Annotated in this window: 15 protein-coding genes; 10 read left to right on the forward strand and 5 right to left on the reverse strand. The window is 71.8% G+C overall.

What is annotated here, in order from left to right; translation table 11 throughout:
- Positions 1-1262: 1262 nt before the first annotated feature.
- Positions 1263-1658, reverse strand: a complete 396-nt coding sequence (locus ACIRPK_RS06285) for a cupin domain-containing protein (protein WP_403033763.1) — start codon at positions 1656-1658, stop codon at positions 1263-1265.
- Between the two features lie 52 nt (positions 1659-1710).
- Here ACIRPK_RS06285 and ACIRPK_RS06290 point away from each other — a divergent pair, with 52 nt between their 5' ends.
- The 5 genes from ACIRPK_RS06290 to ACIRPK_RS06310 all read left to right on the forward strand — a co-directional run bounded on the left by ACIRPK_RS06290 (position 1711) and on the right by ACIRPK_RS06310 (position 9849).
- Positions 1711-2703, forward strand: coding sequence for a helix-turn-helix domain-containing protein (locus tag ACIRPK_RS06290; RefSeq protein WP_403033766.1), 993 nt, complete (start codon positions 1711-1713; stop codon positions 2701-2703).
- Positions 2704-2964: 261 nt separating this feature from the next.
- The gene (locus ACIRPK_RS06295; protein ID WP_403033769.1) at positions 2965-4215 is read left to right on the forward strand and encodes a serine hydrolase domain-containing protein; all 1251 of its coding nucleotides are present in this window, start codon (positions 2965-2967) and stop codon (positions 4213-4215) included.
- Positions 4216-4432: 217 nt separating this feature from the next.
- Entirely contained in the window at positions 4433-5284 is an 852-nt protein-coding gene (locus ACIRPK_RS06300) for a hypothetical protein (protein ID WP_403033771.1), read from the forward strand.
- Positions 5285-5583: 299 nt separating this feature from the next.
- Positions 5584-6138, forward strand: a complete 555-nt coding sequence (locus tag ACIRPK_RS06305) for a GNAT family N-acetyltransferase (RefSeq protein WP_403033774.1) — start codon at positions 5584-5586, stop codon at positions 6136-6138.
- Between the two features lie 1005 nt (positions 6139-7143).
- Positions 7144-9849: a M4 family metallopeptidase gene (locus ACIRPK_RS06310; protein ID WP_403033777.1), complete on the forward strand. Its 2706-nt coding sequence runs from the start codon at positions 7144-7146 to the stop codon at positions 9847-9849.
- Positions 9850-10637: 788 nt separating this feature from the next.
- Here the strand turns inward: ACIRPK_RS06310 and ACIRPK_RS06315 are convergent.
- Positions 10638-11657, reverse strand: a complete 1020-nt coding sequence (locus tag ACIRPK_RS06315) for a DUF2599 domain-containing protein (RefSeq protein ID WP_403033780.1) — start codon at positions 11655-11657, stop codon at positions 10638-10640.
- 393 nt (positions 11658-12050) lie between these two features.
- Between ACIRPK_RS06315 and ACIRPK_RS06320 the strand changes: the two genes are divergently transcribed.
- Positions 12051-12254 (forward strand): hypothetical protein, encoded by a 204-nt coding sequence (locus ACIRPK_RS06320; RefSeq protein WP_403033782.1) that lies wholly within the window; start codon positions 12051-12053, stop codon positions 12252-12254.
- Positions 12255-12281: 27 nt separating this feature from the next.
- On the opposite strand, the gene ACIRPK_RS06325 is transcribed toward ACIRPK_RS06320, so the two are convergent.
- Complete coding sequence (locus ACIRPK_RS06325; protein ID WP_403034492.1) at positions 12282-13493, reverse strand: CapA family protein; 1212 nt, start codon at positions 13491-13493, stop codon at positions 12282-12284.
- A gap of 312 nt (positions 13494-13805) precedes the next feature.
- On the opposite strand from ACIRPK_RS06325, the gene ACIRPK_RS06330 reads away from it, so the two are divergent.
- The gene (locus ACIRPK_RS06330) at positions 13806-15824 is read left to right on the forward strand and encodes a transglycosylase domain-containing protein (RefSeq protein ID WP_403033784.1); all 2019 of its coding nucleotides are present in this window, start codon (positions 13806-13808) and stop codon (positions 15822-15824) included.
- A 30-nt stretch (positions 15825-15854) separates the two neighbouring features.
- On the opposite strand, the gene ACIRPK_RS06335 is transcribed toward ACIRPK_RS06330, so the two are convergent.
- Complete coding sequence (locus ACIRPK_RS06335) at positions 15855-17126, reverse strand: hypothetical protein (protein ID WP_403033787.1); 1272 nt, start codon at positions 17124-17126, stop codon at positions 15855-15857.
- Between the two features lie 204 nt (positions 17127-17330).
- Here ACIRPK_RS06335 and ACIRPK_RS06340 point away from each other — a divergent pair, with 204 nt between their 5' ends.
- Complete coding sequence (locus ACIRPK_RS06340) at positions 17331-17591, forward strand: GlsB/YeaQ/YmgE family stress response membrane protein (RefSeq protein WP_403033790.1); 261 nt, start codon at positions 17331-17333, stop codon at positions 17589-17591.
- Positions 17588-17887, forward strand: coding sequence for a DUF6296 family protein (locus ACIRPK_RS06345; protein ID WP_403033792.1), 300 nt, complete (start codon positions 17588-17590; stop codon positions 17885-17887). The genes ACIRPK_RS06340 and ACIRPK_RS06345 overlap by 4 nt, the downstream gene beginning before the upstream one ends.
- Here the strand turns inward: ACIRPK_RS06345 and ACIRPK_RS06350 are convergent.
- On the reverse strand, positions 17881-21957 hold the full coding sequence (locus ACIRPK_RS06350; RefSeq protein WP_403033794.1) for a molybdopterin-dependent oxidoreductase: 4077 nt from the start codon (positions 21955-21957) through the stop codon (positions 17881-17883). The two genes, ACIRPK_RS06345 and ACIRPK_RS06350, sit on opposite strands and share 7 nt — an antisense overlap.
- A 325-nt stretch (positions 21958-22282) precedes the next feature.
- On the opposite strand from ACIRPK_RS06350, the gene ACIRPK_RS06355 reads away from it, so the two are divergent.
- Positions 22283-23131 carry a hypothetical protein gene (locus ACIRPK_RS06355; protein WP_403033796.1) on the forward strand — a complete coding sequence of 283 codons (849 nt, stop codon included), beginning with the start codon at positions 22283-22285 and terminating at the stop codon, positions 23129-23131.
- The last annotated feature ends 114 nt before the right edge of the window (positions 23132-23245 follow it).

The raw sequence follows: 23245 nt of genomic DNA on the forward strand, positions 1-23245 counted from the left end.
AGTACCGCTTGCCCTGCTTGTTGCTCACCTGGCTCTACTTCCTCTGGAACCTCACGTCCCAGTCTCCAGGTGTCCAGGTCCACGGGGAAGCTTCAGGTTTCCTCCGGCTGACGAGGCGTGACCCACCGGCGGGTCAGGCTGGTTGCGTGCGGGCGACCACCGACCCCGACCCATACCGTTCGTGACGTGCCGGCTCTGATGACCGATCCACCGTCACCCGATCGCGGCCTCTCCCGTCGCTCCGCGCACGGTCGGCCACCTCCGATTCGGGATCCGGTACGACCAACTGCTCCGTGGGCCACTGGTCACTTCCGCGACGAGTGCGCCCGGGCCGGGCCGGTCGGAGCGGGTGACGGCGACGGCGCACCGCTCATCTGTGGACTCGGCGATGCGCCACCCCCAGCCGACGGCCGACGCGGGCAAGCAGCATCCGCCCGGCCTGGGATCGGAAACCAGACCCTCACCGCCGCCGCCCGCCAGTCCTGGCCTCGACGGCACGGGGGCATTCGTTGACCTCGAAGCGCAGCAGCCCCGCGCTCCCCCGCCATCGCCCATGACGGACGGATGACCGGCCCATGACGAAACCGTGCGAGCCGTTGGAAGGCTGCGGCAGCGCCGGTCACCGATGTGGCCGGTGCTGCCTCACTCATGTCCACCTCGATGCGAGGAGCACCAACCGTGAAGCCCCTCGGTCGCCTTGCCGCCACCGCCGTCGCGGCTGCCGCCGCACTGGCACCGCTCGTCGCCACCCCCGCGCAGGCCGGCCCCGCCGCTCCCCACCTGGGCATGACCTGGGGCGTCCTCGGGTACGGCTCGGCGGGGACCGTCGTGGTCGGCGGTCCCCGCGGCTCGCCGAGCACCGCCTACGACGGTGACACCGCGCCGTCCGTCGCCCTGCCCGTGCTCTGCCTGCACCGGGATGGCAGCCCGGTGACGCCCGGGATCAACCTCGGCTTCTACAACGACTGGGTGCACGGCACGGTGGCGCTGAGCCCGCCGGTCTACGGCTACCGGCTGAACAGCCGGGCGGCCGCCGACGGCGTCTGCAGGGCCAACTTCGGCGCAGGCTGGCGCGAGGCCGAGTTCCACGACGGCCACTACGGCCCGGACGAGTCCCCGCCACCCACCTCCGCCAGGCCCTCGCGGTCATCGACGGCAGCACCGGGCACCCGGCGCTGCGCGCTCGTGGGCTGGCCGCCCTGGCGGGGGTCGGTGCCGCAGCCGATTCTTGGTGAGCCGTTCGGGGCCCGAAGCCGGTCGGCTCAGGTGTCGAGTGCGTGCCCGGTCGTCGCGTCCACGTGGTCCGGGATCTCGTCGTGGCGATCGCCCACGGTCGGCGTCCCGGTGGGCTCGAACATCAGGATCGCGGCGCCGGACGGAGCGTAGGGCTTGTGCTCGGTGCCTCGGGGGACGGTGAAGACCGCCCCTCGTGGCAGCAGGACGGTGCGCTCCCCGTCGGGCTCGCGCAGGGAGATGTGCAACTCGCCGTCGAGCACCAGGAAGAACTCGTCGGTGTCGTCGTGGACGTGCCAGATGTGTTCGCCCTCGACCTTGGCAATGCGGACGTCGTAGTCGTTGACGCGTGTGACGATGCGGGGGCTCCACAAGGCGTCGAAGGAGGCCAGCGCCTTGCTGAGGGCGATCGGTTCGTTGCTCATGTGCTCATCCTTCGGCCTGTCGTGCACCGGCCGTGAGTGCTAGGAATTGCACATGCCGAAAGAATCCTCGCAGCCGGCCCGACCGACGGGCGCGCACCGGGTCGTCGTGGTCGTGGACGAGAACTCCAACCCCTTCGAACTCGGCTGCGCGACCGAGATCTTCGGGCTCCGCAGACCCGAGATCGGCCGTGACCTCTATGACTTCGGGCTCTGCTCCCCCGAGCCCCGCACCCTGATGCGCGACGGGTTCTTCACGCTCACGGGGGTCGCCGGCCTGGAAGTGGCCGACACGGCGGACACCCTGATCGTCCCCAACCGTCCCGACGTCGAGGTGCCCCGCCGACCGGCCGTGCTCGAAGCCGTCCGACGCGCGCACGCACGCGGTGCCCGCCTGATCGGCTTCTGCAGCGGCGCCTTCACGCTGGCCGAGGCCGGAGTCCTCGACGGGCGCCGGGCCACCGCCCACTGGCAGTGGGCGGATTCGTTCCGGGCCCGCTTCCCTTCGGTCCGCCTCGAATCGGACGTGCTGTTCGTGGATGACGGTGACATCCTCACTGCCGCGGGGAGCGCGGCCGCGCTCGACCTCGGACTGCACGTGGTCCGCCGAGACCACGGGGCGGAGGCCGCCAACTCCGTGAGCCGGCGGCTGGTCTTCGCGGCGCACCGGGACGGCGGGCAGCGGCAGTTCGTGGAACGCCCGATGCCCGATCTCCCCGACGAGTCCCTGGCACCCGTCCTGGCCTGGGCTCAGGAACGGCTGGACGCACCGCTCTCCGTGCCCGACCTGGCGGCACGTGCGGCGGTCAGTCCGGCGACGCTGCATCGACGTTTCCGGGCCCAACTGGGCACGACGCCGTTGACCTGGCTCACGGGGGAACGGCTCGCCCTCGCCTGCAGGTTGATCGAGCGCGGCGAGTCCCGCTTCGAGCTGGTCGCGCGGCGCAGCGGCCTCGGCACCGCCGCCAACCTGCGTGCACTGATGCGCCGCGAGACCGGCATCACACCGTCGGCCTACAAGCGCCGGTTCGGGCCCGAGGCGACCTGACGGCGAGACGGCTCCCGGTAGGTACCGGGCAGACACCGGCCGCCTCGCTCGGCCCCGTGCGGCGGTGGTGGCGTCGCGTCCCCGAAGTCAGTCCGGTGCGAGGTGATCTCGGCCTCCGGGTGCGGTGCGAAGCCATCTGGCCAGCGACCACGGTATGAGGCCCTCCGCAAGATCTCCCCCTGCGGATTGATGTGGCGTCAGTACCCGAACCGTGAAGCTGGCGCCTGCCGGACCCTCCGGTATCCCTCGAAGGAGAACCACATGACGGACGGTCAGACTCGGTCGTGGCACAGCACGGGCAGCCGTCTCGCCGCCGGGCTGCTGCTGGGCGCCACCGTCCTCGCACTCGCACCGGCCGCAGTTGCAACACCGGCGGAGGTCCGCCCGGCGGGCCGGACCGACGGCGCCGCACTCCAACGGGCGCTGGACGCGTTCGTCACGCAGGCCGGCGCCAGCGGCGCCCTCGCCGAGGTGCGGGAGAACGGCAGGGTCGCCTGGAACGGCACGTCCGGCGTGCGGGACCTCGTCACCAAGGCGCCGGTACCGGCCAACGGACGGTTCCGGGCCGGCAGCGTGACCAAGACCTTCGTCGCCGAGGGCAGGGTCGGCCTGGACGACTCCATCGAGCACCACCTCCCCGGCGTCGTCCCCGGCGGCGGCGCGATCACCGTGCGCCGGCTGCTCAACCACACCTCCGGCATCTTCGACTACACGGAGGACCCGAAGTTCGAGGCGGTGACCGAGGCCCAACTGGAGCAACTGGTCGCCACCGACCGCTGGACGACCTACACCCCGCAGCAGTTGATCGCCGCCGCCGTCGACCACCCGCCGTACTTCGCGCCCGGCGAGGGCTGGCACTACTCCAACACCGGCTACCTGCTGATCGGTGAACTGATCGGGAAGGTGACCGGCCGGTCCTGGCGCACCGAGGTCCAGCGGCGGATCCTGCAGCCGATCGGCCTGCACCACACCTACCTTCCCGGCACCGCCACCTCGATCCCCGGGCCGCACAGCCACGGCTACCTCCCGCTGGCCACCGGACCTGCCGACATCACCGAACTCCACCCCTCGGTCGCGGGGGCCGCCGGCGAGATCATCTCCACCACCGAGGACCTGACCAGGTTCGACGCCGCCCTGCTCGGCGGCCGCCTGCTCCGCCCGGCCCAGCTCGCCGAGATGACCACGACCCTCCCGGCCAACGTCTACCCGCCCACGGAGTACGGCCTGGGACTGTTCCGCCTCTCCCTGCCGTGCGGTGACGTCTGGGGCCACCCCGGCGGCATCCACGGCTACCTCACGTACGTGTTCGGCGACCGCAGCGGCACCCGCCAGATCGCGATCTCGGGGAACCTGTACGACCCGGTCAAGGCTGCGGCACTCACCCCGACCGCCCTGACCCTGATCGGCCAGACCTTCTGCCAGGGCACCCCCGACCCGACACCGTCGCCGGCTGCGACCGCTCCCGACAACCGGGCCGCGCACGGCGCTTTCCAGGCGATCGGTCTCTCCTGACGGGACCACCCGGTGTGGTGAGACGTGACGGCTGCGAGCTGTGTCCAGCGTACGAGCGAAGCGATTGCCTCATCTGCGGGGACGCTCCGGCGGAGCCGGACCGCTCGGACACCTCACAACTCGTAGGTGGAGGTTTCCCCCAAACCGGATACATCTCGCTCCAGGGGCCGTAGATTCACCACTACAAGCGGTAGTTGACGACGTTTTGGGAGTGGTCGTGGGAGACAGCGCCAGCATCTTCGGTTCCGACAGCGGTGTGGGATCCACCATCGCGCTGCTGGAAGCCCGGCTTCCCGCAGCGCAGGAGCGGCGCCGCGAACTCGAGGAGGAACTCGCGGCCGTCACCGCGCAGATCGAGGCGATGAGCGGCGTACTGGAAGGGCTACGTGCCCTGGCGGGTACTCCCCTGGACACCCGGGGCGAGCCCGCCGTCGCTGCTCAACTTCCCTCCCCCACCCCGGGTTCCGAGGTTCCGGAGGCGGCAGCCGAGGCGGACGCCAAGCCCGCACCGGCTGCCGCCCGCACCACGCGCAGGAGCAGCGCCAGGAAGAAGGCGGCCCCGGCCGCCACCGTCGCGAAGAAGGCCACCTCGCGGAAGCCGGCCGCCCGCAAGACGGTGACCACGGAGAGCACCGAACCCGAGCCCACGCCGACCGTCGACACGGACCCGGCAGCCGCGCAGCCGACCGCCCCGACGAAGAAGGCCACGGCACGAACCAGGGCCGTCAAGAACCCGAAGGCCACCACGTCCAGGACGGCGGCGAAGAAGGCTCCGGCCGACAAGCCCCTCCCGGTCGAGGTCCCGGTCGAGGTAGCGGTCGCGGACGTGCCGGCCCAGACCCGGCGCCGCAGCGTTGCCGACGCCGACAGCGTCCTGGCCGTCCTGGCCACCGCAGCGCAGCCGCTGCGCGCCCGCGAGGTGACCGAGCAGCTCGGCCTGGAGCCCGTCGCCGCGAACGTCGGTGCGATCCGCACCCAGTTGGAGCGTCTCACCGGCCGCGGCCGAGCGCAGCGGCCGAGCCGTGGCCTGTACAGCGCGGCGGCCGAGCAGCCCGCAACCTCTGGCTGAGACCACCCGGGCACCGAGGCTCGCAGGCTTCGCCGGCATGACCTGGGATGCGTCCCGGGACGCGGTCATCACCCGGTGACACGAGCGGCTCCTGGCCGCCCCCGAGATGAGCGTCTGGAACCTCACGGCCACCTGTACCCGGTGCCGTGAGGTCCAGCCCCGATCCCGAACGATCTGCCTCAGCCATGAGGGAAGCGGCGGGTTCACCTGGCTCGTCGTACGGCTCTTCCAGTTCTGGCGGAGGGTCAACCGGTCCGTGGGGCTTGATCGCTGCCGGGCTTGCTGCTTGGTTGGTCGGTATGACCGACCTTGGACCCGTCGTCTGGCCACCTGCCCCGATCAGGACCGCGCGGCTCGTACTCCGTGCACCCGAGGCCCGGGACCGTGCGACCTTCCTCGAACTGCTGGCGTCGGCAGAGGTGCACACCTACCTCGGCGGCCCCCGGTCGCGTGACGACCTGGAGCGTGAGCTGCCCGAGGTGCCCGAGCGGTGGCCGGGGAGTTTCGTCGTCGATCTCGACGGGGTGATGATCGGCCAGATCCTGCTGAGGAGAGCAGCGGAGCACCATCGCCCGTCCGCTGTGGGCAAGGCCGATCTCGGCTACCTGTTCCTGCCGCAGGCGTGGGGATCCGGGTACGCCGCCGAGTCGTGCGCGGCGGCACTCGACTGGTTCGACGGTGTCCTCCCCGGTGAGCCGGTGGTGCTCGCCACGCAGACCGCCAACGTCGGCTCGATGCGCCTCGCGGCGAAGTTGGGGTTCACCGAGGTGGAGCGTTTCTGGGCCTGGGACGCCGAGCAGTGGCTCGGCCTGCGGTCCCCGCATGAGCCGGCCCTCGAACCTCCGACCGCCTGACGCCACTACCTGCGCGGCTCACGGCGTCGTCTTGGAGGAAGGGCGGTGGGTCCCGGGGATGCTCCCGGCACGCTGTTGTGGGTCCGTGCCGGCGGCCTCTGGCCTGCCTGGCCCCGAGGCTCCCGCTGGTCGCCAGGCATGCCGACATCGGTGCGGACCTCCTGGAACACCTGCTGGCCGACTCGGAACGCATGGTCGCCGATGATACGGCGGCCAACCCCGAACTGTCACAGGCACGGAGGGACCGCGTCGTCACCCGGGCCCGCCCCTGACGGCGCATCATGCGCCCTGTAGGCGAGTAGCGGCAGGTAGCCCGGCGGGTACCTGTGAGCGGGTGGCGGGCGGTGCGCCGTCGGCCGATCCTCGCCCGTGCCGGGGCGAGTGCGCGCAGCCCGGTACGGAGGCGCCGACCTGACAAGCAGTCAGTGGACCATCCGCAGGTCACAGGGCCGGGCCCCAACAGCAGCCAACGGCGCCACCACCCGCTCGGCCGCCACCGCCGACCGCAGCCGGTGCAGCAAACACCCGGCAACCCCCCACCCGACGCTTGTCGGCCGACTGCATACCGGGTATACATACTCAGTATGTAGTCAGGGTGGTTCCACTGACCAGGTCTGACAGCACGGTGACGGGGGTGCCCGTCCCGGCGGAGCCATGTCGTGGCACCGCCGCCGGGACGGCACCTGCGCTGCGCCCGTATCCCGGGGCGGCTGCCGACGAGAAGGAGCCGACCAGTGACAATCCCAGCGACCGACGGCCTGCTCCTACGCGGAGTGTCCCGGATGCACGGACCGGCAGCCGGCCCTGGTGCACGCCCTGCGCGAGGTGAATCTGACGGTCCGTCCTGGGGAATTCGCCGCGTCGGTCTTCTCGCACTCCCCGCGACACGCCCCCGGGCGCAGTCATCGCCGTAACGGCCAGCCGCACAACACACGTCCGGACACCGGAAGTTCGCGGGACTTCCCCCGCCACACCGACACCTCCGCACTCGCTGAAAGGTCCCACGTGCGTCCTCGCTTCCGCACACCCACACCGCTCGGCCTGGCCGTCGCCACGGTGCTGGCCCTGGCCCTGGGCAGTACACCCGCCCTGGCCACGCCCAGCACCGACCCCGGCCCCGACCCCGTTCCCGCACTGGTGGCCGGAACGGACACCGCCACACCGCAGTTGGTCACCGGCCTCGCCGAACCCGCCCCGGGAAACCCGGCCGCCGCCGCACTCGCCCATCTCGCCTCCCACCCGGAGCGGTACCGGATCGTCCCCGGCCAGTTGGCCGAACTCACCACCGACACCACCGCCGACGGCCGACGCACCGTCAGGTTCCAGCAGCACTACTCCGGCATCCCCGTGCTCGGCGGCCAGTACCTGGTCCACCTCACCGGCGACGGCACCGGACAGCGGGTCGAGGCGGCCGGCGGCAAGTACTTCACCGGGCTCACCGCTCCGACCAGCGCCACCGTCCCGGACACCACACTGCGCACCCTGGCGCTCGGCTCCCTCTCCGACCAGCGGGCCCCGGCCCGGCCCAAGGCCGCGACAGCCGAGGACCACGGTCAGCTGATCCTGCCCGGCGGCGGCGGTCGGCTGGTCCGGCACTACACCGTACGCGGCACCGGCCCGGACCACGGCCCGCTCGCCCGCGAGGTCTACCTCGACGCCACCACCGGCACCGTCGCCCTCGCCTACGACGCCCGCACCGGCCACGACGCCGGTGCCGCCCGCACCGCCAGCGGTGCCGTGCCCGCCACCGGGACCGCTCCGGACGTCCTCGGCCGCTCCGTCAAGGTGAACATCGGCCGCCTCCCGGACGGGAGTTACCAACTCACCGACCTCACCCGGCCGAGCGTCATCACCACCTACGACGCGGCGGGCCGTGACCTGGCCGATCCCACCGAGAGCCTCCCGGTGAGCTCACCGGGGCCGGACTTCCCGGCCTCCGTCAGCAGCATCGGCGCCGCCGAGGCCCATCTCAACGCGGCGGCCGTGTACGACTTCTACCACGACCGGCTGGGCCGGAACGGGCTGGACGGCAAGGGCGGCGCCATCAACTCGGTCGTCAACGTGACCGCCGACGGCGCCCCGTACGCGGGCGCGGGCTGGGACGGCCAGAAGATGGTCTACGGCAACGGCAACGCCACCCGCTACCCGTACGCCGCCGCCCTCGACGTGGCCGGGCACGAGATGACCCACGCCGTCATCAAGTACACGGCAGGTCTCACCGCTTCCGGTCAGTCCGGCGTCATGGACGAGGCGTTCGCCGACTACTTCGGCAACGCGATCGACGTCACCACGCGCGGCCTGTCCATGGACGACCCGCAGGCCGCGCTGCTCGGCGAGCGCCTGTGCCGCACCGGTACCCCGCAGGCCTGCGCGGACCGCCGGATGGACGACCGCCGCACCACCGTCGACAACTACATCGGTGCCGGCTCCTTCGTCGACCAGGGCGGTGTGCACCTCAACTCCCCCATCTTCAGCGGCGCGCTCTGGGACATCCGGCGCACCCTGGACCCGCTCACCGCCGACCGCTTGGTCTACCGGGCCCTCTCCGGCTACCTCACACCGCTGGACAAGCTCGTCGACGGACGCAACGCGGTGCTCGCCGCAGGCCGGGAGATGAAGCTCACCCGCGCCCAACTCCGTTCGGTGGCAGCCGCCTTCGACGCGCACGGCATCCGGGACGGCTGGCAGAACCGGATCCCCACGGACAGCCGACTGCTGCAGAGCGGCATCACCGCCCCCACCATCGCTCCTGCCGTCGCCGCCGGGCACTGGGTGATGACCCTCAGCACCCCGGGCGGCACCACGCCGCCCGCCCTGTACACCGGTTCCACCACCGCCGCCGACACGCCCACCAGGCTCAGCCCGGACGACGGCCGACGGCACAGCGATCCGGCCACCGACGGCGCGTCAGCCGTGTGGCTTGCAGCCGACGCGCAGGACGCACGGAAGCTGGAGGTCATGACCCGTTCGCTGTCCGGGGGCCCGGTCCGCAGCCTGTTCAGCTCCGCGACGCTGCGTCCCCACTCGGTCCAGGTCTCGGGCCCCGACATCGCCTTCCTGCTGACCGACGACGCCACCGGCCGGACCCGGGTCCAGCTGTCCCGCAACGGCGCACCCACCGTCGAACTGCCACTGCCCGAGGATCACGGCCTGGCCGACCTCACCCTGAAGAACGGCAAGCTCGGCTGGATCGAGTCCTGGACGGCCAAAGACGCCCAGATCCAGGCGCCGACCGTCTACTCCGTCACCGCCGGCCAGGTCACCGCCCAGTACGTGACCTCCACGGCGGACAACGGCCCCTTCATCTCCGCCACGTTGCTCGCAGGGGGACGGCTGCTCTGGACCGAGACACCCTTCGAGCGGATGAAGCCGAGCTCGATCCGCTCGGGCGCCCTGGACGGCTCCGGGGTGACCGACGTGCTGCCCGCGACCTCGCCGTACGCCACGAGGATGCCGACCATCACCGCCTCCGACCAGGCGCTCACCTTCACGGACGATTCCAACCACAACCCCGTCGGCGGCTGGACCAACGCGGCGCTGCCCAAGATCTGGCAGCTCCCGATCACCGGCGGCACCCCCGAGCGCCTCTCCTGCAACCGCGGCAGCCAGTCCCAGGCAGCCGCCGACCAGGGCACCCGGGTGGTCTGGTTCGACGCCACCCTCGGCCGCACCGACCTGGTCTCCCGCAACCGCCCCGCCGCCAAGTGCTGACCCCGCCACCCGGCCGCCGGTACCACCTGGGTCGGCCCCTTCCGCCGCGGGACACCGAGTGCTCCCGGCGCGCGAACTCCTCCGGCGACGGTGAAAGCATCAACTCCATTACTCGCTGGGCTGGTTAATAGCGCGAGGACGCGGTCGGCACGGAGCGACTCGCCCAACGACCCATCAGGTCGATGGGCCGGCTTCCCCCCTCGACCGGGGGAAGCCGGCCCGCCTTCGTGCCATGAACGTGTGCGCCGACAGCTGCGTCAGGTTCGGCAACCTCGTACGCACGAGCTCTGCCTCGACGTTCAGGTCCGGCTCGTCGAGGACGATGGCGGACCACCGTTGAACCATGGCAGGATCGCCTCTCGCGGAACGTGAGACGCCGCAACGACCTGGGGGTGCATTCGGTCGCCCTCGACCCGACCGCGATCAGCCGCCCGACGACGGCGCGGCCGAGACCCGCTCCTTCGGCGCTGGCGATGGATCACCGATCGTTCACGGAAGGCAGACCTCCGGGCACGCCTCCGGCGAGACGGTGTCGGTGCGAACGAGGAGGTCGTCCCGAAACGGAGCCCCGCTCGCGGCGAAGGTCCAGGGCTCCCTGCTCAGCCGCCGACTCCATGACCCGCACTACGTCCTTCGCATCCCCACTTCGGCCTGAAATCGAACGGTCGGCAGGCTACACCGCCTCTGCCGGCACTTCGGTCGACAACCGGTGCCGTCGGCCGCCGACACCCGCTCGCCGCTTTCCGCCGTCCCGGGATGCCAGAAGACCCGGCCGACCCGCAGGTCTGCTACCAGTTGCACTTGGTGGCGAGCATCTTCGCGAAGTTCATGCCGATGTCGTCACGCCAGACCTCGAGGTCCCAGGTCGGACCGCCGAAGTGGTCGCCGCTGGGCTTGCGGAAGGAGTACTCCGCGTGGCAGTAGAGCTGCTCGTAGGTCGAGTTGATCTCGCTCTGGGTGGCGTTCGGGAACAGTGGCGTGTTGGACCACACCTGCTTCCAGTCGTCCGGCACGTCGCTGGAGGCGGTGGTGTGCCCGGCGCTCTGGAATGCACTGGGGGTCGGGGTGACGTGGACCGAACGCTTGCTGTTGTCAGCCAGGTTGATGTAGACGTCGGTCGTCTCAACCCACTTCGAGTAGGTGTTCCCTCGGTAGCCGATGCACTGGGTGTGGCAGGTCTCGAAGGCGTCGGACCGGCCGGGGCTGTACAGGAGGTACCGGAAGTTCTCGAAGGCCTGCTCCACCCCCGTGTTGCTGTCGAGGTTGCCCCCGATGTGGGTGCCGTTGAATTCGTCCGTCGTCGGGTAGCCGAAGTTGCCGCGCTCGTAACCGTTCTGTCCCCAGAACCATCCGATGAGGCCGCGCACGGGGTGCGCTCCGGTGTTGGGGCTCCAGTAGATCGTCGCCTGTTGGAACTCCTGGCGGACACCCTTGCCGTCCGGGTTCTTCAGCTCGTCACTGAGCGGGTACCCGACGTTGCCCCGCTCCCAGCCGGACTCGGCCCACTTCTGGCCGATGAGGCCCCAGACGGCGTGGGCCCCGGTGTTGGGGCTCCAGTAGATCGAGCCGTTCTCGAACACCTGGCGTCGGCCGACGCCGTCGGGAAGAGCGAGTTCGTCGGTGGTGGGGCAGCCGAGGGACTGCTGCACGCCCGGCGTCTGGGTGTACTCGGTCCAGATGGCGCCGTCGACCGAGTGGCCCTCGTTGCAGAAGACCTGCGCGGACGCCGGAGCGGCCTGGACACCCAGCAGCAGCAGGGCACTTGCTGCGAGCAGAGAGAAAATCCGTGTACTTCTTGACCTGGTCATGCCCAGCAGTATCCACGGGCAATCCGGTGCGGGCTACGGAGGAAAGCGCCAGAGTCCGAGCCGACGATGGCCGAAAACACGAGCCGCTCGCCGACCCGGTCGCTTGCCGGGGATCGAGCCTGCCGGCAGTGTCCGTTCCCAGGGCTGATCCGGCAGCCGAGGCCGGTTCCGAGGAGCGACGCACCATGGCAGAGCAGGTCCCCGAGCCGACGGCGGTCGCACCGGCCGAAGCGGCGCGAGCTCGAACCGCGAACGAGGCCGAGACCGAGACCGCACCGGACGTTCCGGCCCCCCCTGCTGGAGCTGTGGCGGACCCGGGACGGCCTGCTCACCGAAGCCGGCATCGCCGTCTACTCGGCCGGGTGCATCGGCGAACGCAACACCACCTACGAAGTGGCGCTGTACGCACCGGGCTTCGTCCTCATCGGCGACGACAGTGGCGGCCGGGGGTTCCTCCTCCGTGCCGACGGTCCGGGCCCCGGCTCGGCCGTGTTCTCGTCGGACCTGGGCGATCTGGATCCTGCGGACTTCGACGTCGAGTCGACGGACTTCGCGTCCTGGATCGAGTCGCTGGGCCCCACCGAGCCGTCGGGGTGACAGGACACGCACCCCCGCGACCCGCCGTCAGGAGGTCATGGTGAGACCGGCCGCAGCGCCGCCCCGGCTGAGCACGGTGGTGCGGATGTGCTCGAGGGCCTTGGTCCAGTCGGCGTTGCCGGGGTTCTGCTTCAGTGCCTCGTTGAGGTTGAGCACCCGGTTGGGGGTGCCCAGGTCGATCACCTGGGGGATGAACTCCGCCTTGCTGACGGTCCAGGGCTGCTTCGGGCCGGTGGGCGGGGTGAAGGTGAACCGGGCGATCGTGCTCTGGTTGCCGCGCGGGTCGAGGTCGCCGGAGTAGTTGTACATGTCGCCGGCGATCTGGTCGCCCATGCCGTAGACCACCCAGGTGCCGTTCACCAGCTCGTACGCCTGCGGGATGTGGGCGTGGGTACCGAGCACCAGGTCGACGTCGCGGCGGCCGTCGGTCTGCGCGGCGGTCAACTCCTGGGCCAGGGTGAGCTGCTGCTCGTTCGGCTCGTCCTGCCACTCGGTGCCCCAGTGCATGCTGACCAGCACGATGTCGGCGCCGGCCTTGCGGGCGGCCCTGGCGTCGGCCAGGATCCGGTCCCGGTCGATCAGGTTGACCGCCCAGGGCTGCCCCTCGGGCAGCGCGATGCCGTTGGTGTCGTAGCTGTAGGCGAGTTGGGCGATGGCCGCGCCGCCGGCGGTCAGCAGGGCGGGGCGGGCGGACTCGGCCGCGTTACGGGCCGAGCCGACGTGCTCCAGGCCGACCGCGTCCATCGCGCCCAGGGTGCGGGTGATCCCCTCGGCACCGGCGTCGAGGGTGTGGTTGGAGGCGGTGGAGCAGGAGTCGTACCCGGTGTCCCGCAGCGCCTGGGCCACCTGGGGCGGCGACTTGAAGGTCGGGTAACCGGTGTACGGACCGCCGTCCGCGCCGTAGACCGTCTCCATGTGACAGATCGCCAGATCGGCACTGGCGACCACCGGCTTGATCCCGGCCAGCATCTTCCCGAAGTCGTACCCGGTGCCGCCGGCGTCCGCCTGGGCCTGCCGGATGATCGAGGAGTGCGGCAGCACGTCCCCGGAGGCCACCAGCGTGAACGGCCGCACCGGCGGCGCGGTCGGGCCGGGGCTCGGTGCGCTGCTCGGCGTGCTGCTCGGGGAGGGCAGCGGCTCGGGCGCGGCGGACTGCTGCGGGGCGGGTGCGGAGCAGCCGGCCCCGGCCACCAGCAGGGCGGCGATCGGCAGCAGTACCGCTCGGCGGGGAGGGTGCATCATCGCCTCGTCTCATGGTCAGGTGATCCGACTATGTGTCAGCCCGCCTCCCTTCGAGCGCCGCCACGCCCCGCCGTCACCCGAAGGACAGCACGTCGGCGGAACTGCCGGGGCAGGACGCCGGCACTGTGATCGCGATCACGCCCGGAATCACCAACGCATCACACTTCCGCACACGTCTTCCCACTGGGAACACCGGGTCGATCGATGACGAAGCGGGGGCAGACTGTGCGGATCCGATCGCGCGGACCGAGGACGGCAGCCGAAGCCGGACGGATCCGTCGCTGGACCGGACGCCAGGACCGACGGCGCGTGGACCCCCCACCCCAAGGCCCCCCACCCCAAGACCCGCCGCGCCAGGACCCGCCACCCACGGACCGCGCACGCCGAGGCCGGCCACGCCTGGACTACCCGCGCCGGGGCCACCACGGCCTGCGCCGCTGGCTCCCGTCCTGGCGCCAGCTGCTCACCGCCTCGCTGCTCGGCACCGCCGCCCTGACCGCCACCGCCGCGTGGACGTACGCGCACACGGTGATCCCGCGCGACCTGAACGCCTTCGCCACCCAGCAGAACAACGTCTACTTCTGGGCCGACGGCACCGAGTTGGCCCGCACCGGGCCGGTGAACCGTCAGGAGATCCCGCTGGAGCAGGTGCCCGAATCGGTCCGCTGGGCGGTGCTGTCCGCCGAGAACGCCTCCTTCTACTCGGACCCTGGCATCTCGCCGAAGGGCATCGGCCGGGCCGTGGTCCAGCTGGTCACCGGCGGGGACACCCAGGGCGGCTCCACCATCACCCAGCAGTACGTCAAGAACATCTACCTGCGGCAGGACCGGACCTTCGCCCGCAAGCTCGACGAGATCTTCATCGCCGTGAAGCTGGACCGGCGGGTGGGCAAGGACGAGATCCTGGCCGGCTACCTGAACACCAGCTGGTTCGGCCGGGGCAGTTACGGGATCGAGAGCGCCGCGCGCTCCTACTACGGCAAGCACGCCGCCGAGTTGAACGCCAGCGAGGGCGCGTTCCTGACCTCCGTGCTGAAGGGCGCCGGCCTCTACGACCCGGCGGTCGGTCCCGAGAACCACCGGCGGGCCGTCGAGCGCTGGTCCTGGACGCTCGACCGGATGGTGGAGACCGGCCACCTGTCCGCCGAGGAGCGCGGGCGGTACACCGAGTTTCCCGAGCCGCAGAGCCCGCCGCGGCTGACCGGCCTGAGCGGCCAGACCGGCTACCTGGTGGAGCTGGCCCGGTCGTACGTCGAGGGCGGCAGCGACCTGACGGCAGCTCAGCTGGACCTGGGCGGCTACCAGATCCACACCACCTTCGAGAAGCCGAGGACGGCCGCGCTCGGCCGGGCCGTCGAGCAGGAGGGCCGGCGGCTGGACGCCGAGCACCGGCCCGCCGACAGGAACGCCCGGGTGGGCGCCGCCAGTGTCGCCTCCGACGGACGGATCCTCGCCCTCTACGGTGGCCCCGACTACCTCAAACAGGGCTTCGACAACGCCAACACCTCGAACGTGCCGGCCGGTTCGGCCTTCACCCCGTTCGTCTACGCCGCCGGCCTCGACCACGGCGTGCAGCTCCGGCGGGGCAGCAGCCGGGAGCCTGTCTCGCCGACCACGCCCTACGACGGGAACGACGGCATCAACGTGATGACACCCGAAGGGCCGTACTGGGGGCGGAACGGCCGGATCGTGACGGCCACCAACGACGGCCGGCGCTCGTACGGGAGGATCGCCCTGCGCACGGCCGTCGAGCAGTCCGTCAACGGCCCGCTGACCCAGCTCGGCATGGACGTCGGCCTGGACGTGGTGCGTCGCACCGCCCTCGATCTCGGCCTGCTGCCCGCCAGCCTCGGCGAGGCCGTGCCGGCCTTCGCGCTGGGCAACTCCAAGCCGAGCGCGATCCGGATGGCCGCCGCCTACACCACCTTCTCCGACGACGGCCGCCGGACGGACCCGTACTCGGTGACCCGGGTCACCCGTGGCGGAGTGCCGGTGAAGCTGCGGCTGCCCGCCGCCGCCCAGGCGCTGCGCCCCGACGTGGCCCGTCAGGTCGACGAGGCGCTGGAGGGTGCGGTCACCGGCGGCACCGCCGGTGCGGCCCGGGCGGCCGGGCCGCAGGCGGCGGCGAAGACCGGCACCACTCCGGAGCGCACGGCCGGCTGGTTCGTCGGCTACTCGGGCGGGGTGTCCACGGCCGTCGTGGTCTTCCGGATGGACCCGAAGACCATGGAGCTCTCCTCGCTGGAGGGCCTGGCGGGGGCGGAGCCGGCCACGCCGGACTGGTCCTACCCGGCCGACATCTGGCGGACGAACGCGGCCTCGCCGTGAAAGCGCCTTCCGGACGGCGTGCCCGCCCGCCTACTTGAGGAAGGTCGCCCAGTCCGGCGCCTGCGCCGGATCCAGCTGGCGCAGCTGCGCGAGCACCTTCGGGTCCTGGGCGTCCAGCCAGTCCGCCAGTTGGCGGAAGGAGACGCAGCGCACGCCGTCGCGGCGGCACACGGACTTCACCACGTCCTCGACGGCCTGCATGTAGATGCCGCCGTTCCAGGTCTCGAAGTGGTTCCCGACGAACAGCGGGGCCCGGCTGCCGTTGTAGACCCGCTCGAAGCCGTTGAGGTAGCCGTCACGGGTCTCCTTCCGCCACTCGGGGTACTTGCGCGGGTCACCCTGGGTGCTCTCGCCGGACTGGTTGGCCAGGAAGTTGAAGTCCATCGAGAGCACCTGGACCGGGCGCCCCGGATAGGGCAGCAGCTGCAGCGGGAAGTTCCAGATACCGTCCTTCCTGGTCGGCCAGACCTGGAACTCGCCGGGCGAACTCGCGTCGTAGCGCCAGCCGTAGGACTTGGCGGCGGCGAGCAGGTTCTTCTGCCCCTCCAGGCAGGGGGCGCGTCCGCCGGCCAGGTCCTTGCGGACGTCGAAGGGCAGCGGCGGCAGGTCCTTGAAGCCGGTGTTGGTCTTCCAGCCGGACACGAAGGCGTACGCCTGCTCGATCTCGGAGCGCCACTCGTCGACGCTCCAGTCACCGCCGCCCTTGGCCTCGCAGAAGTGCCCGTTGAAGTGGGTGCCGATCTCGTTGCCCTCCCGCCACGCCTCGCCGACCTCGTGCAGGGTCTCCTTGAGGTGCGCGTCCGTGGGGAACGAGATGGCGGAGTCGCCCTGCGAGTGCTGCGGTGGGCGGTAGAGCGAGCGCTTGGCGTTGGGCACCAGGTAGATGCCGGACAGGAAGAAGGTCATCTGCGCGTTGTTCTCCCGGGCCACCTGGCGGAAGTGGGAGAACAGGTGGTCGTCGTTCTCCAGCGCGCCGTCCCAGGAGAACACCACGAACTGCGGCGGCTTCTGACCGGGCGCCAGCTTCTCCACCGGCGGCTGGCCCGGCTGCGGGCCGGTGTCGGAGGTCGAACCGTCACCGATCACCTTGACCTGGCCGTCCCAGGAGGGCTTCGGGCTCGGCGTGGGTACGGCGGGCGGTGGCGGTGGCTGCGGGCTCTCGGCCTTGGGCGTCGCCGTCGGGGTCGCAGCCCGGCCGGCGTCCTGCCCCGGCGCGGCGCAGCCACCCGCGACCGCCGCGAACACGACGGCCACCGCCGCCGCCGTACGACGGCTCCGCCCGCCACCCCTGGTCCCCGTCATCGAACCCGCCCCCGGAACATGTCGCTCGTGAACTGACGATCATTCAGTATGCCAGTCCGACCGTATGCGAAAAATAACTGCCCGCCCCCACCGGACGGGACCACGCCGGGCCGACTGGTTCGACCGCCGGATCCCGGGCAGACGGGTGGGCATCACGCCCCGGCCGGCCGGCCGGGGCGGCGCGCACCAACAAAGGAGTACGCCATGTCCTTTCTGTGGGCGATAGTCGCTGGCCTGGTCATCGGCCTGCTCGCCAAGCTGGTCCTGCCGGGCCGTCAGCCGATCCCGCTCTGGCTGACGGTGCTCCTCGGCATCGGCGGCGGTCTGGCGGGCAACGCGCTCGCGAGCGCCCTGGGTGTCCGCGACACCGGTGGCATCGACTGGATCCGCCACTTCCTCCAGATCGGCGTCGCCGCCGTGCTGATCGCGGTCTGCGCGCCGGGCTGGGCACGGCGGGGCCGTTGACCGGTCGGCCGAAGGAGAAGAGGGTCCGGCCGGTCGCCGATCGCTTCGCGCTGGCCTTCCCGGGTGACCCGGGCTCGCCGGATGTCCAGGACGTCGTGGTGGTCGAGTCGACCGGCCGGCTGGGCCCGGGCGGGCATCCGGTGTACGCCGACCGCTCCCGGATCATCCGGGCCGAGATCAGCGACCGGGGCGAGGTCCGGATGCTGGCCAGCGGCGGACACCAGCGGTCACGCACCCCCAGCGCGGCGGAGCGGCTTCCTCCACCGGGCCTCTCCCCGGCCGACCTCGCTCAGTAGACGTCCCGCAGGTAGCGCTGATCGTTGGTCAGCAGCCGGACGTACGCCCCGGCCGCCTCCTCGTCCATCCCGCCGTGGGTCGCGACGATCTCGCGCAGGGCCAGGTCCACGTCCTTGGCCATCCGGCCCGCGTCGCCGCAGACGTAGAAGTGGGCGCCCTCCTGGAGCCACCGCCACAGCCGGGGGCCGTGCTCGCGCATCCGGTCCTGCACGTAGACCTTGTTGCGCTGGTCCCGGGAGAAGGCGACGTCGAGGCGGGTGAGGTGGCCGGTGGCGCGGAACGCCTCCAGCTCCTCCCGGTAGTAGAAGTCGGTGGCCTCGCGCTGCTCGCCGAAGAACAGCCAGTTCGGGCCGGTGTGGCCCCGGGCCTGCCGGTCCTCCAGGAAGCCGAGGAACGGCGCCACGCCGGTGCCCGGGCCCACCATGACCATCGGGGTGGCGGCGTCGGCGGGCGGACGGAAGTGCGGCGCGCGCTGGACGAAGACCTGGACCGGGCCGTCGTCCGCACAGTCCGCCAGGTAGGTGGAGCAGACGCCCTTGCGCTCGCGGCCGAGGTCGTTGGTGTAGCGGACCACGGAGGCGGTGAGGCGGATCTCGCCGGGGTGCGCCAGCGGGCTGGAGGAGATCGAGTACAGCCGTGGCTGGAGCCGCTTCAGGATCCCGGCCCACTCCCCTGCGGCGGCCCGGACCGGGAAGGCACCGATCAGGTCGGCCGCCTGCCGGCCCCAGCTCCACTTCGCCAACTCCCCCTTGTTGTCCGGTCGCAGCAGCCGCTTGAGGCCCCGGTCACCCGTCCGCTCCGCGACGAACCGGAGCAGGTCCGGGGTGATCCGGGCGATGTCGAGCCGGGTCCGCAGCGCCTCGCCGAGCGGGAGGGCGACGCCGTCGGGCAGCGTGACGCTCTCCTCCGGGTCGAGCCCGGTCAGCGCGAGCCACTCGGCGACCAGCCCGGCGCCGTTGGCCGGCCACACCCCGAGGGCGTCCCCCGCCTCGTAGGCGAGTTCCCCGCCCCGGGTGTCGAAGGCGAACTGCCGCACCTCCTTCTGCGAACCGGGCAGGCTGAGCAGCCGGTTGCCGATCAGCAGCGTCGCGAACGGGGACGCCTTCGAGTACCCCTTCGGCGCCGGTCGCCCGTCCGTCGGGACCACCACGGCCGGGGCGGCGGTCAGCGCCTCGGTGACCTGCTCCAGCCACCGCGCGGCAGCCTCGTCGTAGTCGGCGTCGCACTCGGTGCGCGGCAGCAGCCGGGTCGCCCCGAGCTCCGCGAGGCGTTCGTCGAGGCGGCGGCCGTGGCCGCAGAAGTCCTGGTAGCCGGAGTCGCCGAAGGCCAGCACCGAGTACCGGACGCCCTCCAGCCGGGCGGCGTCCGAGGAGTTGAGGGCGTGCCAGAAGTCGGCGCCGTTGTCGGGGGCGTCGCCGTCGCCGAAGGTACTGGAGATGACCAGCAGGTCGGCGTCGGCGGGCAGGCTGCCGGCCGGGCAGTCGGCCATGCTGCGGACCGACGGCGTCCGGCCGGTCCCGGCCAGCCGGGCCGCGACGGTCGCGGCGAAGTCCTCGGCGTTGCCGGTCTGCGAGGCCCAGAGCACGATCAACTCCCGTGCCTGGGAAGGCTCGCGGACATCACCGGCCGGCCCGGTGGCGGCGCTCCGGGAGAACGTACCGCCCAGCAGGCCGTTGACCCACAGCGCCGTCTCCGGGCTGAACGGCGCGTCGGCGGGCAGCACCGGCACGCCGCCGGGCGCCGCCAGCGCGACCCCCGCGAGGTACCCCGACAGGTACCGGCGCTCCGGTTCGCTGAGCGTCGGCGGCGCGAGCTCGGCGATGCCGAACAGCGCGGCCAGCGCCGGGACGCCCGCCTGTGCGGGCCGGGCCACGGCCACCGCCGCCGGCCCGGCCACCACCCGCAGGGCCACCGCGCAGGCCTTCAGCTCGGGCTGGTAGGAGATCGGGTCGACGGCGTCGCTGGTGACCGCGTTGATGCTCAAGTACTCCCCGAACAGGTCGTTCCAGTGGAAGGGCGCGAAGCAGTTGCCGGGCCGGACCCGGTCGGTCACGACGGCGGGCAGCACGGCGCGGCCCCGGCGGGAGGCGACCTCGATCCGGTCGCCGTCCCGGGCGTCCATGGCGGCGGCGTCCTCGGGGTGCAGCTCGACGAAGGGGCCCGGGTCGAGCTTGTTGAGCTTGGCCACCTTGCCGGTCTTGCTGAGGGTGTGCCACTGGTGCTGCAGGCGGCCGGTGTTGAGGACGAACGGGTAGTCCTCGTCGGGCAGTTCGGCCGGCGTCAGGTGCGGGCGGCCGAAGAACCGGGCCCGGCCGGTGGCGGTGGGGAAGGCCAGCCGGGGGCGGCTCCCGTCGGCGCGCTCCAGCAGGGTCTGGCTGACGCCGTCGTTGAGGTAGCGGATCGGGTTGCGGTCCGGGCCACCGGGGACGGCGGGCCACTGCACCGGGGTCTCGCGCAGGCGCCCGTAGCTGACGCCGCTCAGGTCCCAGCCGGTCTTCGGGTTCCGGAACCGCTTGATCTCCTCGAAGACCTCCTCGGCACTCGCGTAACCGAAACCGTCGGCGAAGCCCATCTCGCAGGCCACCCGGGCGATCAACTGCCAGTCGGGCAGCGCCTGTCCGGGCGGGTCGACCACGCCCGGGACCAGGGTCAGGTTCCGCTCCGAGTTGATCATCACGCCGTCGGACTCGGCCCAGAGCGTGGCGGGCAGCACCACGTCGGCGTACGCGTTGGTCTCGGTCTCGGCGAACACGTCCTGGGTGATGACCAGTTCGGCCGCCTCCAGCCCGGCGATGACCGTCCTGCGGTTGGCCACCGAGGCCACCGGGTTGGTGCAGATGATCCAGCAGGCCTTGACTGTGCCGGCCGCCAGCTGCTCGAACAGCTCCACGGTGCCCCGGCCGACCTCGGTCCGCAGGGTGCCCGCCTCGACACCCCAGAGCTCCTCGACGAAGGCCCGCTCCTCGTCCACCAGTACCGAACGCTGCCCGGGCAGGCCCGGGCCCAGGTAGCCCATCTCGCGTCCGCCCATCGCGTTGGGCTGGCCGGTGAGCGAGAACGGGCCGGAGCCGGGGCGGCAGATCGCGCCGGTGGCCAGGTGCAGGTTGACCAGGGCGTTGGTGTTCCAGGTGCCGTGCGTGGACTGGTTGAGCCCCATCGTCCAGCAGCTCGTCCACTCCCCCGCCTCGCCGATCCACCGCGCCGCCAGCCGGATGTCGGTCTCGGGTACCCCGGTGATCGCGGCGACCGTCTCCGGTGGGTAGTCCGCCAGGAAGGCGGGCATCTCGCCCCAGCCCTCGGTGAACTCCGCGATGAATGCCTCGTCGGTGTGCCCGTTCGCCACCAGCAGGTGCAGCAGGCCGTTCAGCAGTGCCAGGTCCGTCCCCGGCCTGATCTGCAGGAACAGGTCGGCCTTGGCGGCGGTGGCGTTCCGCCGGGGGTCCACCACGATCAGTTTCGCCCCGGCCGATCTGATCCGGTCCATCATCCGCAGGAACAGGATGGGGTGGCAGTCCGCCATGTTCGCGCCGATCACCAGGAAGGCGTCCGCGTGGTCGAAGTCCTGGTACGAGCCGGGCGGGCCGTCCGCGCCGAGCGACAGCTTGTAGCCGGTCCCGGCCGAGGCCATGCACAGGCGGGAGTTGGACTCGATCTGGTTGGTCCGGACGAAGCCCTTGGCCAGCTTGTTGGCCAGGTACTGCGCCTCCAGCGACATCTGTCCGGAGACGTAGAAGGACAGCGCGTCGGGGCCGTGCTCGTCCAGGATCGCGCGCAACCGCCCGGCCACCGCCGTGATCGCCGCGTCCACGTCCAGCTCGGCCGGCTCGGCGCCGCGCCCGGCGCGGATCAGTGCCCGGGTGGCCCGGCCCTCGGCGGCCATCATGTCGGCGCTGGTCGACCCCTTGGTGCAGAGCCGGCCGAAGTTGGCCGGGTGCCCGCGGTCGCCCGAGGTCTTCCGGACGGTCCGCCGACCGGTGACGGCGTCCCGGCCGAGGTCCAGCACGATGCCGCAGCCGACGCCGCAGTACGAACAGACCGTGCGCACGCGGTCGGTCTCCTGGCCTGGCATCGGCACCGTGGCTCCCTCCCCAGGGATCAGGTCCCCGCCGGACACCCGTGGGGCGTGGTGCGGCGGGCGGTGGGTGGCTCCCACGCCGGCCACTCTAGAAAGCTCGCATTAACGGGTGATCACGGTGGGAGGGCGTCGGGAGTTAACCGGACCGCACAGCATGCCCGCCACAGGTGTGAGCCACGCACCCCGACCGGGGCCCCATCGCGGACCCCGTATCCTCGGCCGGCCCCCACGCCGGAGGGCCCCCGCTTGAGGAGGCCGGGAGCCAGGCCCTACAGTGAGCCCCGGCATGGATTTGAACGCGTTCGAAATGGGGCCGGAGATGGGCGACGCAGCAGCGACCAGCACAGCGGAGCAGCAGCAGCCGACCGTTGAGCCCGAGGGCGGGAGCCTGCCACTGCCCATCGGCTGCGGCGGCTTCCTGCTGCTCGGTTTCGCCGCGATCGGGCTGTTGGTGTGGGCGATGATCGCGGGCGGCAGGCTGTCAGCCGTGCTCGGGCCGCACTTCCCGGCCCAACTCGGCTGGGACTGCTACCTCCTGACCTCGGCCCTGTGGGGGCTCGGCATCGGCGCCACCGGCGCCTTCCTGGTCGTCCGTCGGCACCGGCCGCACTTCGCCGACCCGCTCGTCCTGCTCCTGCTCTGCGACCTGGGGATGCTGTTCGCCCTGTTCTGGCCCGCCCAGGCCCTGGTGCTGGCCGTATTCGGCGCCGCCCGGGCCCGGAAGCAGCGCCCCCGGTACCGTCTCGGCGCCCTGGCGGTGGGCCTCCTCCTGCTGGTCGGCGGCTGCCAGTGGGGCGTGGCCGGCCGCGCGAGCCAGGAGATGCACGGCGCGGGCGCGGTCACCGCCGCCGCCCTGCAGGGCACTTGGCACAACGTGACCGGCCCGGGCCGACTGGAGCTGGGCGCCGACGGCCGCTTCACCGCCGACCGGATCCCGGCCGCCCTGGACTGGGGTCGCGCCCCCGACCCGATCGACGCGACCGGCACCTGGGCCCTCACCCGGGTCGAGGGCGGCCCGGTCCTCACCTTCACCGTCGCACCGGAGGCGTCGACCCCCGGACTGAGCCCCGTCACCCACCTCGACGTCGCGCACTACGGCTCCTCCCTCGTCCTCTGCCGCTGGAAGGACGATCCGGACGCCGCCTGCGCCGACGGCTTCCACCGCTGAGCCACCATCGGTCGACGGCCCGTCAGGCAGCGGAGCGGGCTGGGCATCGGTCCTCGGCTCTTGTTATTGCATCATCCTGATCGCTTTTTGCGTCTTGTGACAGCTCTATTGCGC

Origin of the sequence: Kitasatospora sp. NPDC101801, from assembly GCF_044766665.1 — a bacterium.
In the GTDB taxonomy this organism is placed as follows: domain Bacteria; phylum Actinomycetota; class Actinomycetes; order Streptomycetales; family Streptomycetaceae; genus Kitasatospora.